This is a genomic window from Saccharopolyspora rectivirgula DSM 43747 (assembly GCF_000497205.1).
Lineage (GTDB): Bacteria > Actinomycetota > Actinomycetes > Mycobacteriales > Pseudonocardiaceae > Saccharopolyspora > Saccharopolyspora rectivirgula.
This window is the reverse complement of record NZ_AYJW01000020.1, coordinates 1-15,342: the sequence shown is the minus strand read 5'-3', so window position 1 is coordinate 15,342 and position 15,342 is coordinate 1. Positions and strand designations below refer to the sequence as shown.

Sequence of the window (15,342 nt, the reverse complement as noted above, 5' to 3'; positions counted from 1 at the left end):
AGTCATGCTGCCTCCTCGAGAATCCGGAACCGGATGCGCTGGCCCGGGCGCGCTTGCGCCGCCCGGTCCACGTCCTCGGCGAGCACCACGGCGATCACGGGGTAGCCGCCGGTCAACGGGTGGTCGGCGAGGAACAGCGTCGGCTGCCCCGACGGCGGAACCTGCAGCGCACCGGGAACCATGCCTTCACTGGGCAGTTCTTCGCAGCGCTGGCGCTGCAGCGGAGCCCCGCGGAGCCGCATGCCGATCCGGTTGCTCTCCGAAGTCACCTCGTAGGCCTCGCCGCCCAGCGCCCGCAGCGCCTCGTCGGTGAACCAGTCGTCGCGGGGCCCGGGCACGACCCGCAGCACCAGGTCCCCATCCGCCGGCGCGGGAACCGGCGCGAGATCGACCGCGGGGAAGCGCGGTGGGGGTGGCCCCACCGGCAGCACATCACCCGGCTGCAGCGGGGCCGGCCCCAGCCCGGACAGCACGTCGGTGGCCCGGGAGCCCAGCACCGGAGCAACCGCTATGCCACCGCGAACGGCCAGGTAGCTGCGGAGTCCGGTGGTGGGAGCACCGGCGCGCAGTTCGGCCCCGGCCGGCACCCGCAGCACCGAGTTCACCGCTTCCCGGCGACCGTCCACGGTGATCCGGCACGGGGCCCCGGTGATGGCGACGGTGAGATCGCGGCAAGCGCGGAACGCCAGTCCACCGAAGGTGAATTCGATCCCGGCCGCGTCCTCGGAGTTCCCGACCAGGCGGTTGGCCAGCCGGAAGGACCGCCGGTCAGCGGCACCGGAAGTGCCGACCCCCAGGTGGGACAGCCCCGGGCGGCCGAGGTCTTGCACGGTCGCCAGCGGCCCGGTGGCCAGGACTTCCAGCCCGGGGGCCTCCTCCGCCACGGGTGCTCGCGTGGCTCGCGCCTGTTCTGCCCGATTGCTCATCCGACCTCCTGGAACCGCACGCGCACCCCGGGGCGCAGCAGTGCCGGCGGCTCCCGGTCCACGCACCAGATCTCCAGCTCGGTGCGGCCGATGAGCTGCCACCCCCCAGGTGATTCGCGCGGGTAGATGCCGCTGAACTGGCCGGCCAGCCCCACCGCGCCGCGCGGGACCTTGGTGCGCGATTCCGCTCGGCGCGGCACGGTCAACTCCGGCGGCCCACCGGTCAGGTAACCGAATCCCGGGGCGAAACCTCCGAACGCGACTGTCCATTCCGCACCGGTGTGGTAGCGGACGACTTCTCGTTCGGTGAGTCCGGTCAACTCGGCCACGTCCCGCAGGTCCGCACCGTCGTAGACGACCGGCACGGTCACCAGCTCGCTGCTGGTGCGCTGGGCCTGCCGCGGGGTGAGCTCGCGAATGGCCCGTTGCACCGCGGTGACGTCGGCCCGTTCGGGGTCGAGCTGGACGAGGATGGTGCGAGCGGCCGGCACCAGCGCCGTCACCCCTTCCAGGGGCGTCTCGCTGAGCGTGGCGTACCAGCTCTGCACCTCGTCGAGGTCTTCCAGCTCGATGAGCAGACCGGAATCGGCGCAGCGGAGCAGTTTCATCACTCGCCTCGCGTGGTGAACGACCGCAGTTCAACCCCTTCTGCGGCCAGCCGGTCCCGCACGGTTTGGGCGATGGCCACCGCTCCCGGGCTGTCCCCGTGCACGCAGATCGAGTCGGCCTGGACCTCGATCATCGTGCCGTCGATGGCCTTGATGGGTTCGCCGTGGGCGAGCCGGAGGCAGCGTTCCGCGATCTCTTCCGGGTCGTGCAGCACCGCGCCCGGTTCCCGGCGGGGAACCAGGGTCCCCTCCGGGGTGTACGCGCGGTCGGCGAAGGCTTCCCGGAAGACCCGCAACCCGGCTTTCTCGGCTTGTTCCAGCCACTTCGAGCCGGGCAGGCCGAGCACCGCCAGCTCCGGGTCGTAGCTGCGCACCGCTTCGACCACCGCGGCCGCCTGCTGTTCGTGGTGGACGATCGCGTTGTAGAGCGCGCCGTGCGGTTTGACGTAGCGCACTTCAGTCCCGCTGACCTGGGCGAATCCAGCGAGGGCACCGATCTGGTAGATCACGTCGTTGGTGAGCTCGACGGGAGCGACGTCGATGAACCGCCGCCCGAACCCGGCCAGGTCCCGGTAGCTCACCTGGGCGCCGACCGCGACATCGCGCTTGGCCGCCTGCTCGCAGGCCCGCCGGATGACCGTCGCGTCTCCAGCGTGGAATCCGCAGGCGATGTTCGCACTGGTGACTATGCCGAGCAGGGCTTCGTCATCGCTGAGCTCCCAGCGCCCGAACCCTTCCGCCAGATCAGAGTTGAGATCCATGTAGCGCTCACTTCCACAGCTCGACAATGCCGGAGAGGGCGTTGACCCCCAGGTAGACCGTCAACAACCAGGCCAGGGCACCGATCGCCAGCAACCAGCGCGGATACCGGTAACCGCCGAGCAGGTCGCTGCGCCGGGCCGCCACCCACATCAGTGCGCCGAAACCGACCGGCAGGATCAGTCCGTTGAGGGCGCCCGCCAGCACCAGCAGCGTGGTGGGGGCCTGGTCCATCAGCAGGAAGACCAGCATCGACAGGGAGATGAACCCGACGACGAGCCAGTTGCGCCGCCGCTCCAGCCGCTCGTTGAAACTGACCAAGAAGGACACCGAGGTGTAGGCGGCACCGACCACGGAGGTGATGCTGGCGGCCCAGAGGATGATGCCGAACAGGCGCAGCCCCACTTCGCCCGCGGCGTGCTGGAAGGCCTGCGCGGTGGGGTTGCCCCCGCCGAGCTGCACGCCCGCGGCCACCACGCCGAGCACGGCCAGGAACAGCACGATCCGCATCACCCCGGTGACCAGCAGGGAGGTGATCGAGCTGCGGCTGACTTCGACCACCCGCTCCGGACCGGTCACCCCGGCGTCGATGAGCCGGTGAGCTCCCGCGTAGGTGATGTAGCCGCCCACGGTGCCGCCGATGAGAGTGGTGACGGCCAGGAAGCTCACTTCGCTGGGCAGCACGGATTCGCGGAGCGCTTCTCCCACCGGCGGACCGGAGGAGATGGCGACGTAGACGGTCAGCAGGATCATGACCAGGCCGAGCACCACCACGATCCGGTCCATCGCGGCCCCGGCCCGCTTGCTCAGGAAGATGCCGATGGCGATCAGGGCGGACACCGCGCCGCCGATCTTGACGTCGAGCCCGAACAACGCGTCCAGGCCCAGCGAAGTTCCGGCGACGTTGCCCACGTTGAACACCAGGCCGCCGAAGACGACCAGGGCGGCCATGGCGTATCCGAGGCCGGGGAGGACCCGGTTTCCGAGTTCCTGCGCCCGCAATCCGGAAACCCCGATCACTCGCCACACGTTCAACTGGACGGCGATGTCCACCAGGATCGAGACCAGGATGGCGAAGGCGAAGGCCGCCCCCAGTTGGACGGTGAACTCGGTGGTCTGGGTGATGAATCCGGGGCCGATGGCGCTGGTGGCCATCAGGAAAACAGCGCCGAGCAAGGCGCTTCTCTTGGCCGGAGCCGGCTTGTTCTCAGCCGCGGGCTTGTTGGCCATGACGCTCCAATCGCCGGGTGCACACCGTCAGGCCGATCGATGTGAATCGACTGCGAACCGCCGCTGAACGGCAGTGCCGGATAAGATATTTAATTGTTGAACAATCCGGCAATACGCCAGTTGAAACTTTTTCGTTAAACTTGAGTGGGCAGTTGACTACCTACCGTGAAGGAGCCTGATGACCAGCGAGAGCGCTTGGGCGGATCAACTCGCTGCGGACCGCGCTCTGCTGGATCGCACCAGCACCGCTGAACGGGTCGCCGACGTGCTGCGGCAGCGGATCATCGAAGGCGTGCTGGCGCCGGGCACCCGGCTGTCCGAAGAAACGGCCGGCCGCGCGCTGGCCGTCTCCCGCAACACGCTCCGCGAAGCGTTCCGCCTGCTGGTGCACGAGCGATTGTTGGTACACGAACTGCACCGGGGCGTGTTCGTCCGGGTGCTCACCGCGGACGACGTGATCGACCTGTACCGGGTGCGCCGACTGCTGGAGACCGGGGCGGTGCGCCGCGCCACCTCCCCTCCCGCCGAACTGCTCACCGCCGTCGAACGAGCCGTCACCACCGGTGAACGGGCCGCCGCGGAACAGCGCTGGCAGGACGTCGGCACCGCGAACATGCACTTCCACCGGGCCTTGGCAGCGCTGGCCGACAGCCCGCGGGTGACCGAGACCATGCAGCAGCTGCTCGCCGAACTCCGCCTGGCCTTCCACGTCATGTCCCGCCCGCGGGAGTTCCACGAGCCCTACCTGGGGATGAACCGGGAGATCACCGACCTGCTGCTGGCCGGGGCGAACGAAGCCGCCGCCGACCGGCTGGAGGAGTACTTCGACCTCGCCGAAGAGCAGTTGACCAACGCGTACCGGTCGGGGCAGGAATTGATCACCGGCTCCGGGGCGTGAGTCACACCTCGAGCCCGGCGAACAGGTCGGTCTCCCAGCCGTGCTCGCCCTCCCCCGGGCCGCGCCGCCCGCGGACCAGCAGGTAGTGCTCGATCGCGAATTCCGGGCGGGAGACCATCCAGGTGAAGAACTCGTCGCTGTCCAGATCGACCTGGCTGCGGTACCGGCGCAGCGCGGCCATCTTGACCGGGTGGTACTGCCGGGCGTCCAGCACCGCGGTCAACTCCTCGTCCGCCACCGTGTACGGCTGGAAGTCGGAAACCCCCCACTGCTCGAGCTCGGTGAGCAGCGAACGCGGCAGCACGACCCAGTAGGTCTTCAGCACCCGCCAAGGCCTGCCCAGCTCGGGCGCGTAGTCGGGATCCGCGGCGGGGCCCAGGGCAGCCATCACCGCTCGACTCGCGGCGATGTGGTCCGGATGCCCGTAGCTGCCGTGGTCGTCGTAGGTGACGACCACCTGCGGCCGCTCGGCGCGCACGATCTCCACCAACGAGCGGGTGACCTCGAGCGGATCCGCACCGGCGAACGCGCCCTCCGCGGTGTTGCCGGGCTCCCCGGGCATGCCGCTGTCCCGCCAGCGTCCCGGCCCACCCAACCAGTGGTGCCGGACCGGGCCGTACTCGGCCAGCGCCTCCCCCAGCTCCCGGCGCCGCCGCTCGCCCAGCGCGGCCGGGTCCCCGCGGAGGTGGGCGAGTTCTTCGCTGACCACGTCCCCCAACTCACCGCTGGTGCACGTGACGACCGCGACCTCCGCTCCTTCCGCGCAGTACTTGGCGATCGTGGCACCGGTCGCGGTGCTCTCGTCATCGGGATGCGCGTGCACCAGCAGCAGTCGGCGGCCGCTCATGCGCAGAGACTAGCGGCGCAGCGCGGAGCGGACCGGGCAGCGCAGCACCGCCTTACGCCGGCGCCAGTTTGCTCGCATCACTCGCCTGGGTACACGGAGGTTGACGCAGAAGCCTTGTCCCTTCGACCAGCCGCCACCGCTTTTCCCCGCTCGAGGGGCGCGCAGGGCAGCCGGTCGGAAACCGGGCGCACCCCGTCTCCGAACCCGCGTTCGGACAACCGGTTTGATCGCGCGGGTTCCGGGGTAACGGGTAGCCATGAACCGCAGTGAAACGAGCGTTACCGAAGGGCGCTGAGCGATAGTGGAGCGACAAATCGCCTACCTGGCGCCGGAGACGACTGCTTCCAATGTGATCGAAATCCGGGTGCCGGCCAAACCAGGACCTCTGGCAGTCATGCGGGCCGTGGCCGGGGACGTTGCAATGCGGGCTGACTTCGACGTGGACTCCATCGCTGATGTCCGGCTCGCCGTCGAAGAGGCCTGCACCACGCTGGCGAAGATCGCTATCCCTGGTGCGCCGCTCGTTTGCCGTTTCCACACGGAGGGGGACAGATTCGTAGCAGTTGCCGAAGCGATCAGCGACAGCCCAGCCGGACCGGACACCGACACCTTCAGCTGGCGCGTGCTCAACACTCTGGCCGACACTGTTTCGACCGAGCGCATACCGGACACGGACGAGACCAACCTGGTAAGGATCGAACTGACGAAAGCACAGGCGGTGGTCACGGGTGAGCAACAGGGCTGGGGCTGATGCACGCCGCCACGAGTACGACGCGTTGCTCCCGCTGTTCACCGAACTCGCCGCTCTCGAGAAGGACGACGCTCGGTACAAGGAGTTACGGGACCGCCTGGTCACCGAGCACCTGCCCATCGCTGAACACATAGCCCGGCGCTTCCGGCACCGGGGAGAACCGCACGACGACCTGTTCCAGGTGGCCACGGTCGGGCTGATCAACGCGGTCGACAGGTTCAACCCGGAGCGCGGGACGGACTTCCTCTCCTACGCCGTCCCCACGATCATGGGCGAGGTCCGGCGGCACTTCCGGGACACCGGCTGGTCCGTTCGCATGCCCAGGAAGATGCAGGAACTGCACCTGGCGGTGTCCAACGGCATTTCGGCGCTGTCCCAGCGGCTCGGGCGCGCCCCGACCCCCAGCGAACTGGCCGAGCACCTCAAGCTCGACGTCGAAGAGGTGCGCCAAGGACTGGAAGCCAGCAACGCCTACCGCAGTTCTTCGCTGGACGACCTGCTGAGCGACACCGACAACATCCCGCTCGGTGACGCGATCGGTTTCGACGACAGCGAGCTCGCCGAAGTGGACGACCGGGAAACCATCCGGCCGCTGCTGGCCGAGCTCCCGGAACGGGAGAAGCGCATCCTGGTGATGCGGTTCTTCCGGGGGATGACGCAAACCCAGATCGCCGAACACATCGGCATCTCGCAGATGCACGTTTCCCGCCTGCTGGCGCGCACGCTCTCCCGGCTGCGGCAGCGCGTCGACCTCGACGAGGAACGGCCGCGCCCGGCGGACGCGGCCGGCCGCTGACCGCGGCCCGCTCCTCCTCCAGTGGGCGATCCCGACCGTTCCGGCAACGCCGACGGCCGCGGCACTTGCCGGCTTGATCGGGCCCCGCTGCTCCCGCGTCGCATACTCCGTGCTCCTCCCGGGAATTCCGGAGGGACACCTGTCAGGCCAGCGAGAGGTTCTGGAGATGGCGAACAAAGATCGCGATGCGAAGCAGGAGCAGCTCGACGGTGTCCGGCAGGACCTCACCGACACCCACCTGACCACGCAACAAGGTGTTCGGGTCGACCACACCGACGATTCCCTGACGGTCGGGGAACGAGGTCCAACGCTGCTGGAGGACTTCCACGCGCGGGAGAAGATCACCCACTTCGACCACGAGCGCATCCCGGAGCGGGTGGTGCACGCCAGGGGAGCCGGCGCCTACGGCCACTTCCAGCCGTACAGCGATTGGCTGGCGGACTACACCGTCGCGAAGTTCCTGACCGACCCCGAGGTTCGAACACCGGTTTTCGTGCGGTTCTCCACGGTCGCAGGCTCCCGCGGGTCGGCCGACACGGTTCGGGACGTCCGCGGATTCGCCACCAAGTTCTACACCGAGCAGGGCAACTACGACCTGGTCGCCAACAACTTCCCGGTGTTCTTCGTCCAAGACGGGATCAAGTTCCCCGACTTCGTGCACGCGGTGAAACCGCAGCCGGACAACGAGATCCCGCAGGCCGCTTCGGCGCACAACACCTTCTGGGACTTCGTGCAGTTGAACCCGGAAACGCTGCACACGGTGATGTGGCTGATGTCGGATCGGGCACTGCCCCGCAGCTACCGGATGATGCAGGGCTTCGGGGTGCACACGTTCCGGTTCGTCAACGCCGAGGGCAAGGGGACTTTCGTGAAGTTCCACTGGAAACCCGCCCTGGGCACGCATTCCCTGGTGTGGGACGAGTGCCAGAAGATCGCCGGCAAGGACCCGGACTACAACCGCCGTGACCTGTGGGACGCCATCGAAGCGGGCCAGTACCCCGAGTACGAGCTGGGCGTGCAGCTGGTGGACGAGTCCAGGGAGTTCGACTTCGATTTCGACTTGCTCGACCCCACCAAGATCATTCCGGAGGAGGAGGTCCCGGTGCAGCCGGTGGGCAAGTTGGTGCTGGACCGCAATCCGGACAACTTCTTCGCCGAGACCGAGCAGGTCGCCTTCCACACCGCCAACGTGGTGCCGGGGATCGACTTCACCAACGACCCGCTGCTGCAGGCGCGGAACTTCTCCTACTTGGACACGCAGCTGATCCGGCTCGGCGGCCCCAACTTCGCCCAGATCCCGATCAACCGCCCGGTCGTCGAAGTCACCAACAACCAACGGGACGGCTACGGGCAGCAGAAAATCCACAGAGGACGGACGAGTTACTACAACAACAGCTTGTCCGGCGGAAGCCCAGCGCCGGCGAGCGTCGAGGAAGGAGCGTTCAGGCACTACCAGGAGAAGGTCGAAGGCCACAAGATCCGCAAGCGCAGCGCGAGCTTCCAGGACCACTACAGCCAGCCCACCCTGTTCTGGAACAGCATGGCCGACTGGGAAAAAGAGCACATCGTGGCCGCTTTCCAGTTCGAACTGGGCAAGTGCGACGAGCACCACATCCGGGAGAACGTGGTCGCGCACCTCAACCACATCGACCACGAACTCGCGGTCCGGGTCGCCGAAGGCATCGGCGTGGCCCCGCCCCGCGAGGCGGCGAGGCCCAACCACGGCCGCAGCTCCCCCGCCCTGAGCCAGGCGAACACGGTGATGGACACCATCGCCACCCGCAAGATCGCGGTGCTGGCCGCGGACGGCGTGGACGGCCGGGAGGTGGAGCAGATCCGGCAGAAGATGGCGGAACACGACGCGACCGCCGAAGTGCTGGCCCCGCGCGACGGCACCCTGCGCAGCAGCGACGGATCCCAGGTCGATGTGGACGTGCTGCTGAACACCGCGGCATCGGTGGTCTACGACGCGGTGATCGTCCCGGGAGGCGAGCAGAGCGTGCGGACGCTGTCGGAAGACGGCTACGCCGTCCACTTCGTGGCCGAGGCGTACAAGCACGCCAAACCCGTGGCCGGCAGCGACGAGGGCATGCAGCTGCTGCGCCGGGCCGGGGTCGCCGAAGCAGGTGAAACCACCGGTTCCGGTGATGGAGAAGTGCACGGCCACCTGGGGGTGGTCACCGCCGCCACCGGGGGCGAACTGCCGGAGGACTTCTTCGACGAGTTCATCGCGGCACTGCGCAAGCACCGGGTTTGGCAGCGGAGGACCGAATCGGTGCCCGCGTAGCGGTTCGCCGGCGGGCCGACGCGCGGCCCGCCGGATCCCCCGTCACCATCCGCCATTCGCGGCAAACTGTGTCATATGCCACTTGATCGTGGCTCTGCCCCGCTAATGTACGAGCGAGATTCCAGCTGACCGGCGGGGCTAGGAGTGACATGGGATTCGCGCGGAAATCCGCTGTGCTTACCGCGACCGCAGGACTGCTGCTGGCGGGCTGCAGCACACCGGCAGCACAGGCCAGCAGCAGGTGCTCCTCGCTGGCCGAGCCAGAAGTTCCCGGGGCCGAGGTCGTTTCCACCACCGCCGAGGAACACCCCGGCGGCACCATCGACCCGCCCCCGGTTCCGCCGGATCCCACACCTCCGATCGAGAACGTTCCCCCGCACTGCGCGGTCACGGTCGTGCTGACCCACCCCGGCGCTCACGACGAGGTGACCGTGGAGGTGTGGTTGCCGCTGGAGAACTGGAACGGCCGGTTCCAGGGGACCGGTGGCGCCGGGTGGTCGACCGGTGTGTCCGCGGCCGCCCTGGCACCAGCGGTGAAGAACGGCTACGCGGCCGCCGCCACCGACGGCGGGCACGAGCTCAACTCCATCGACCCGTCCAGATGGGCGCTCGACGAGCAGGGCGAGGTCAACCTCGAGCTGTTGGAGAACTTCGCTTCCCGCTCCCTGCACGACATGACGGTGGTCGGCAAGGCGGTGACCGCCGACTTCTACGGGGAACCGGCCCGGTACTCCTACTGGAACGGCTGCTCGACCGGCGGGCGGCAGGGGTTCATGGAGGCCCAGCGCTACCCCGGTGACTACGACGGAATCCTGGCCAGCGCCCCGGCCATCAATTGGGAGCGGTTCACGACCGCCTCGCAGTGGCCGCACGTGGTGATGCACGAAGCCGGGGTCTACCCCTCGCCGTGCGAGTTCGAAGCGTTCACCGAAGCCGCGATCGAGGCCTGCGACGGCGCCGACGGCGTGGTGGACGGCGTCATCGGTGATCCGTTGCGCTGCGGGTTCGATCCGGCCGAACTGGTCGGCACCCAGGTGCTGTGCGACGGCGAGGAAACGACCATTTCCGCCGAGACGGCCGAAGTGGTGCGGAAGATCTGGGACGGGCCGCGCACCAGCGATGGCGAGCGCCTCTGGTACGGGCTCACCAAGGGAACCCTGTTGAGCAACCTGACCACCCCCGGCCCGGACGGCACGATGCGCCCCGCCACGTTCCCCATCGCCGACAGCTGGGTCCGGTACTTCCTGAAGCAAGACCCGGAGTTCGACGCCAGCGCGCTCACCACGGAGGAGTTCGAGGAGCTCTTCGAGCAGGCCCAGCGGGACTACAACGACATCATCGGCACGGACGACCCCGACTTGTCGGAGTTCCGGGAATCCGGCGGCAAGCTGCTCACCTGGCACGGCATGTCCGACTCGCTCATCTACCCGCAGGGGACCATCCGGTACTGGCACGAAGTGGTCCGGGCGCTGGGCGGCCAGCACCGGGTGGACGACTTCTTCCGCGTGTTCCTCGCCCCCGGGGCCGAGCACTGCTCCGCGGGCAGGGGTCCGGCACCGGTCGATCCGCTGGGCGCGCTGGTGGAGTGGGTGGAGAACGGCAACGCGCCGGACACCCTCCCGGCCGCGAAGACCGACGGGTCCGGCCAGGTGATCACCCGCGACCTCTGCCCGTACCCGCAGGTGGCGCAGTACGACGGCGAAGGGGATCCGAACCAGGCCGACAGCTACCGGTGCACGACGGCGTGAGCAGAGCGGCGAAGGCCCGCGGTCGAGCGTGCGCTGCCCTGCCCACCACAGCTCTGGTGGGCCGACCGGGCTACTCGACTCGCGGGGCCGCTCCGGCCGGCCGACAATCGACGTGCCGGCCGGAACACCGGTTCGCCGCGCGGCGCACCACCTGCCGCGAGCGTCCTTTTCACGCGGTCGCCCCAGGAGGGATCAGGTGCTCAGCAAGCTGGAAGCCGCAGAGATCGTCTCCCGGGCCCGGTTCCGGGCGGACATCTCGTGGGAGGAAATCGCGAACCGGCTCGGCAAGCCTCCAGTGTGGACGACCGCGGCGCTGCTGGGCCAACACCCGATGAGCGCGGAGGACGCCGCTGCCGTGGGCGAGATTCTCGATCTCGACCACGAGGTCGTGGAGGCGCTGCAGCTGCAGCCCCACCGCGGCGATCCGGACAGCGTGGTGCCCACCGATCCGACGCTCTACCGGTTCTACGAGGCGCTCCAGGTCTACGGTCCTGCTCTCAAGGAGTTGATCCACGAGAAGTTCGGGGACGGCATCATGAGCGCCATCAACTTCCGGATGGACGTGGAGCGCCGTCCCGACCCCGACGGTGACCGGGTCGTCGTCACCTTCGACGGGAAGTTCCTGCCCTACCAGTGGTGAGGCGCTCCCCTGCCGGGGCATTGGCCTCCACCGTGGAGCGTCGCGGGGAACGAGCGGTCCTGCTCAGCCGTGCGCTCACTGCCCGCGCATCCCGAACGCGCAACTCGCTCCGCGCCAGTTCTTCCTCGCGATCGCCGAGCACGAGCGGTCGTTGGTGATCTCACATTCCTCTCGGCCGGTGACGAATCGCCCAGCGGCGGGTTATTTTCGCCAGCAACGAGTTGTTGATCTTGATCGACGCTCGTCAACCGGCTCCAGGTGGATTCCTGGCCGGTGAAGCGCAGGTGGACGAGGGAACGGTCCAGCCTGCGACGAGGCGAGTTGTAAGGAGCACGAAACCGATGGGCAGCAGTCCGAGCACAGCGGACACCCAGCACACCGGCACCGCGGACGTGAGCACCGATGTCCTGATCATCGGCGCCGGGCCAGCAGGTGCTTCCGCCGCACTCTTCCTGGCCACCTACGGGATCGACCACATCGCGATCAGCAAGTACCCGTGGACCGCGAACACTCCCCGCGCGCACATCACCAACCAGCGCACCGTCGAAATCATGCGCGACATGGGGATCGAAGACCAGGTCAAGGCCAAGGCCACCCCGCACCACTTGATGGGCAACACGGTCTTCTGCTCCTCGCTCGCCGGGGAAGAGCTCGGCCGCATCCGCGCTTGGGGCACGCACCCGCAGCGCGAAGCCGACTACGTGATGGCCAGCCCTTCGATGAACTGCGACCTGCCGCAGAACCTGTTCGAACCGATCCTGGTCAGCAACGCTTCCAGCCGCGGCAGCAAGTTCCTGTTCAGCACCGAGTACCTCTCGCTCACCCAGGACGACAGCGGGGTCACCGTGCGGGTGCGCGACCGGTTGTCCGGGCGCGAGTACGACATCCGCGCCCGCTACGTGATCGGCGCCGACGGCGGCCGGTCGCAGGTGGCCAAGGACCTCGACCTGCCGATGGAAGGCCAGATGGACCTGGCCGGCTCGATGAACATCGTCTGCCACGCCGACCTCTCCCGGTACGTCGAGCACCGGCCGGCGGTGCTGTACTGGGTGCTGCAACCGGGCGCCACCATCGGCGGCATCGGCCTGGGCTTGGTGCGCATGGTCCGCCCCTGGAACGAGTGGCTGATCACCTGGGGGTACGACATCAACCAGCCCCCACCGGAGATCGACGAGGAGAAGGCCACCGAGATCGTGCACAACCTGATCGGGGACGACACGGTTCCGGTGACGATCCGGTCGGTGTCGCTGTGGGGCAACAACAAGATGTACGCCACCCGCTACGCGAAGGGGCGGGTGTTCATCGCCGGGGACGCCGCGCACCGGCATCCCCCGTCGAACGGGCTGGGCTCGAACACGTCGATCGGCGACAGCTACAACCTGGCCTGGAAGCTCGCGCACGTCCTCAAAGGGCTGGCCGGCGAGGAGCTGCTGGAATCCTACGACGCCGAGCGCGCCCCGATCGGCAAGCAGATCGTGCTGCGCGCCAACAAGTCGATCGAGGAGTTCGGGGCCATCCTCGACGCCCTGGGGGTGGCGGAAACCCAGGACACCGCGGAGATGCAGGCGGCGATCGACTCGCGCGCCGAGAACTCTCCGAAGGGCGCCCAGAAGCGGGAACAGCTGCGCAAAGCGATCCAGCTGAAGAACTACGAGTTCAACGCGCACGGCGTGGAACTCGGACAGCGCTACCGCTCGACGGCGGTGGTGCCGGACGGCACCCCGGAACCGGGGTACACGCGCGACCCGGAGCTGTACTACCACCCCACCACCTGGCCCGGTGCCCGGCTGCCGCACGCCTGGTTGGGCAAGGACGGCCACCAGGTCTCCACGCACGACCTGGCCGGCAAGGGGCGTTTCACGCTGCTGACCGGGATCACCGGCAAGGCGTGGGCCGACGCGGCCCAGCAGGTCGCCAGCGCGCTCGGGATCGAACTCGCCGCCCACGTCATCGGCCCCGGCCAGGAGTACACCGATCTGTACGACGACTGGGCCGAGCTGCGGGAAGTCGACGAGGACGGGGTGGTGCTGGTGCGCCCGGACATGCACGTCGGCTGGCGCGCGATGTCCATGGTGGATGATCCGGCCGCAGCTCTGGAAGGAGCGCTGCGGAAGATCCTGGCCCGGCCCGCGGACTGACGCGGCCCGACCGCCCGCTCCGGCCTGCTGCCCCGCCGCAGCAGGCCGTTCCCGTCCCGGCCAACGTCGTTTTGCGCGCAACGGCCGGTTGTCCGAACGTTGCCGGTGCACCGGTTTCGGACAGGAGGACGGCGTGGCAGCACGTTCCCGGGACAGGCACTACGGGCCTGCCGTGCCTGCGGGGTGGGAGCTCACCGGGCGCGGCGGCCCCAGACCGTTCGTTTCCTGGGTGAGCTACCGCCTGCCGGACGAGACCAGCTACTTGTGGGAATCGCGGCACCAGCGCAAGGGGTTCGGTCCCCGGCGGGTCGCCGAGCGGCAGCCGAAGACCAAACCGCCGAGGAGCCCGTGGCTGCGCTTCTGGGCGCCGGCCCGGCTCGGCTGGTGGGTCGCGGTCGTGTTCATCGTCGGCTCGCTGCTGTTCATCGCCGGCGCCGCCGGGTCGCTGGTGCCGCACCTGTTCGGCGGCGAACACCCCATGTCGGTTTACGCCGAGACCTGCTATTTCATCGGGGCTTCGCTCTACGCGGTCAGCATCTGCGGCCAGCTGCTGGAGAGCCTCAACGCCGATGACCGGATCGGGCCGGACCGCAGGAGCCAAGCGCCGGAGAAGTTCCGCTGGTTCGCCTTCGAACCGCACCGGCTGGAGTTCATGACACCGTTCGTGCTGCTGATCGGCTCCCTGGTGTTCAACTTCGAAACCGTCTTCGCTCTGGGCTCGACCGTCGAGGTCCTACCGGAGCTGTGGTTGTGGGAGAGCAGCATGCTCGGTTCGGTGCTGTTCCTGGTGTCGGCGTGCATGCAGCTGGCCGAGGCCGGCCACGGCTACGTTCGGTTCCGGCCGCGCGACCTGTCGTGGTGGGTGGCGGTGTGCTTCGTGCTCGGGTCCATCGGTTTCATCATCGGCACCCTGCCCGGTTTGGAGCCACCGGGCTTCCCCACCGCCGAACAAGGACCGGGGGCGCTCACGGTGAAGCTCGGCTTCCTGGGCGGGGGCATCGCTTTCCTCGTCGGCAGCTACCTGATGCTGCCCGAGCTGTTCACCCAGACCAGAGCGGAGGAGTACCCGGAGACCGCCAAGCCCCGCCCGAGCGGTGAACGGGAGAGGTGAGCTGTGACTTCCTCGCGTCGAGCACCATCCAAGCTGGTTCGGTGCCCAATGCCCGGTGCCGGATTTCGGGGAGGTCGTGTTCTGCGTCTTCGCTACCTTGGCCGCCACAGGCTGCCCCTCGGCCCGGCGTCAGCACTGGGCGGCGGAGTGGAGCCATCGGCCCAGGTCAAGCCAATGGTGGCCGGTACCGCACCTATGCGGTGGTGACCTCGGTGCAGCCCTTCGCGCTGCATCGAATGAGCAGTGCAACCGGGATGGACTCGCTCATTTGCCGAGTACCGGGCCGAGGTCGGTTGACGATGATGAACAGCTGATGACGACCGCCATAGTCTTGGTCCTTGCCATTGGCGAGTGAGGATGGACGAGTTTGTTAACTAGCGGAGCTAGAACAGGGGCCTGGGTAGGGGTAATTGTGCTGCATTACGACACCACCCGGACACCTGAAGACAACAAGTGAAATTCAAGACGCCGCTAGGAAATGCTGGCAAATCAACGAGCAGTTCTGTTCCGAATGCTCAGCAGCATCCTGCCCACCAATGACTTGATGCGCCGCAAGAGCCTGTTGAAGAGACCCATCTGGAAGAGATCGGAAGAGCACACGTC

13 protein-coding genes are annotated in these 15,342 nt (G+C 68.1%); 8 read left to right on the top strand and 5 right to left on the bottom strand.

What is annotated here, in order from left to right; translation table 11 throughout:
- Positions 1–2: 2 nt before the first annotated feature.
- Genes SREC43747_RS0107745 through SREC43747_RS0107730 form a run of 4 tightly spaced genes read right to left on the bottom strand, consistent with a single transcriptional unit; the run spans position 3 to position 3,523 of the window.
- Positions 3–926: a 5-oxoprolinase subunit C family protein gene (locus SREC43747_RS0107745; RefSeq protein ID WP_081722472.1), complete on the bottom strand. Its 924-nt coding sequence runs from the start codon at positions 924–926 to the stop codon at positions 3–5.
- Positions 923–1,534, bottom strand: a complete 612-nt coding sequence (locus SREC43747_RS0107740; RefSeq protein WP_029720589.1) for a 5-oxoprolinase subunit B family protein — start codon at positions 1,532–1,534, stop codon at positions 923–925. The genes SREC43747_RS0107745 and SREC43747_RS0107740 overlap by 4 nt, the downstream gene beginning before the upstream one ends.
- The gene (locus tag SREC43747_RS0107735) at positions 1,534–2,295 is read right to left on the bottom strand and encodes a LamB/YcsF family protein (RefSeq protein ID WP_029720588.1); all 762 of its coding nucleotides are present in this window, start codon (positions 2,293–2,295) and stop codon (positions 1,534–1,536) included. Before SREC43747_RS0107735 ends, SREC43747_RS0107740 begins: the two co-directional genes overlap by 1 nt.
- A 7-nt stretch (positions 2,296–2,302) precedes the next feature.
- A complete protein-coding gene (locus SREC43747_RS0107730) occupies positions 2,303–3,523 on the bottom strand; it encodes an NRAMP family divalent metal transporter (RefSeq protein WP_029720587.1) in 1,221 nt (406 codons plus the stop codon).
- 178 nt (positions 3,524–3,701) lie between these two features.
- On the opposite strand from SREC43747_RS0107730, the gene SREC43747_RS0107725 reads away from it, so the two are divergent.
- Positions 3,702–4,421 (top strand): GntR family transcriptional regulator, encoded by a 720-nt coding sequence (locus tag SREC43747_RS0107725; RefSeq protein ID WP_029720586.1) that lies wholly within the window; start codon positions 3,702–3,704, stop codon positions 4,419–4,421.
- 1 nt (position 4,422) lies between these two features.
- On the opposite strand, the gene mshB is transcribed toward SREC43747_RS0107725, so the two are convergent.
- Positions 4,423–5,250 carry an N-acetyl-1-D-myo-inositol-2-amino-2-deoxy-alpha-D-glucopyranoside deacetylase gene (mshB, locus tag SREC43747_RS0107720; RefSeq protein ID WP_037331568.1) on the bottom strand — a complete coding sequence of 276 codons (828 nt, stop codon included), beginning with the start codon at positions 5,248–5,250 and terminating at the stop codon, positions 4,423–4,425.
- Positions 5,251–5,569: 319 nt separating this feature from the next.
- Here mshB and SREC43747_RS0107715 point away from each other — a divergent pair, with 319 nt between their 5' ends.
- From SREC43747_RS0107715 to SREC43747_RS0107685, 7 genes are all read left to right on the top strand, one after another.
- Entirely contained in the window at positions 5,570–6,019 is a 450-nt protein-coding gene (locus SREC43747_RS0107715) for an ATP-binding protein (protein ID WP_236623079.1), read from the top strand.
- Positions 5,997–6,815 carry a SigB/SigF/SigG family RNA polymerase sigma factor gene (locus SREC43747_RS0107710; RefSeq protein WP_029720583.1) on the top strand — a complete coding sequence of 273 codons (819 nt, stop codon included), beginning with the start codon at positions 5,997–5,999 and terminating at the stop codon, positions 6,813–6,815. The genes SREC43747_RS0107715 and SREC43747_RS0107710 overlap by 23 nt, the downstream gene beginning before the upstream one ends.
- A 166-nt stretch (positions 6,816–6,981) precedes the next feature.
- The gene (locus SREC43747_RS0107705) at positions 6,982–9,102 is read left to right on the top strand and encodes a catalase (protein ID WP_029720582.1); all 2,121 of its coding nucleotides are present in this window, start codon (positions 6,982–6,984) and stop codon (positions 9,100–9,102) included.
- A 173-nt stretch (positions 9,103–9,275) separates the two neighbouring features.
- Entirely contained in the window at positions 9,276–10,850 is a 1,575-nt protein-coding gene (locus SREC43747_RS0107700; RefSeq protein ID WP_236623078.1) for a tannase/feruloyl esterase family alpha/beta hydrolase, read from the top strand.
- A gap of 196 nt (positions 10,851–11,046) precedes the next feature.
- The gene (gene cynS / locus SREC43747_RS0107695) at positions 11,047–11,490 is read left to right on the top strand and encodes a cyanase (protein WP_029720580.1); all 444 of its coding nucleotides are present in this window, start codon (positions 11,047–11,049) and stop codon (positions 11,488–11,490) included.
- Between the two features lie 341 nt (positions 11,491–11,831).
- Complete coding sequence (locus SREC43747_RS0107690) at positions 11,832–13,628, top strand: FAD-dependent oxidoreductase (RefSeq protein WP_029720579.1); 1,797 nt, start codon at positions 11,832–11,834, stop codon at positions 13,626–13,628.
- Positions 13,629–13,761: 133 nt separating this feature from the next.
- Positions 13,762–14,739: a hypothetical protein gene (locus SREC43747_RS0107685; RefSeq protein ID WP_037331558.1), complete on the top strand. Its 978-nt coding sequence runs from the start codon at positions 13,762–13,764 to the stop codon at positions 14,737–14,739.
- Positions 14,740–15,342 lie beyond the last annotated feature (603 nt).

Excerpts from the sequence above, each read along its gene's own strand:
- SREC43747_RS0107735 (WP_029720588.1), bottom strand. The coding sequence starts at position 2,295 with ATGGATCTCAACTCTGATCTGGCGGAAGGGTTCGGGCGCTGGGAGCTC.
- SREC43747_RS0107690 (WP_029720579.1), top strand. The coding sequence starts at position 11,832 with ATGGGCAGCAGTCCGAGCACAGCGGACACCCAGCACACCGGCACCGCG.
- SREC43747_RS0107725 (WP_029720586.1), top strand. The coding sequence starts at position 3,702 with ATGACCAGCGAGAGCGCTTGGGCGGATCAACTCGCTGCGGACCGCGCT.
- SREC43747_RS0107705 (WP_029720582.1), top strand. The coding sequence starts at position 6,982 with ATGGCGAACAAAGATCGCGATGCGAAGCAGGAGCAGCTCGACGGTGTC.
- SREC43747_RS0107730 (WP_029720587.1), bottom strand. The coding sequence starts at position 3,523 with ATGGCCAACAAGCCCGCGGCTGAGAACAAGCCGGCTCCGGCCAAGAGA.
- SREC43747_RS0107745 (WP_081722472.1), bottom strand. The coding sequence starts at position 926 with ATGAGCAATCGGGCAGAACAGGCGCGAGCCACGCGAGCACCCGTGGCG.
- SREC43747_RS0107740 (WP_029720589.1), bottom strand. The coding sequence starts at position 1,534 with ATGAAACTGCTCCGCTGCGCCGATTCCGGTCTGCTCATCGAGCTGGAA.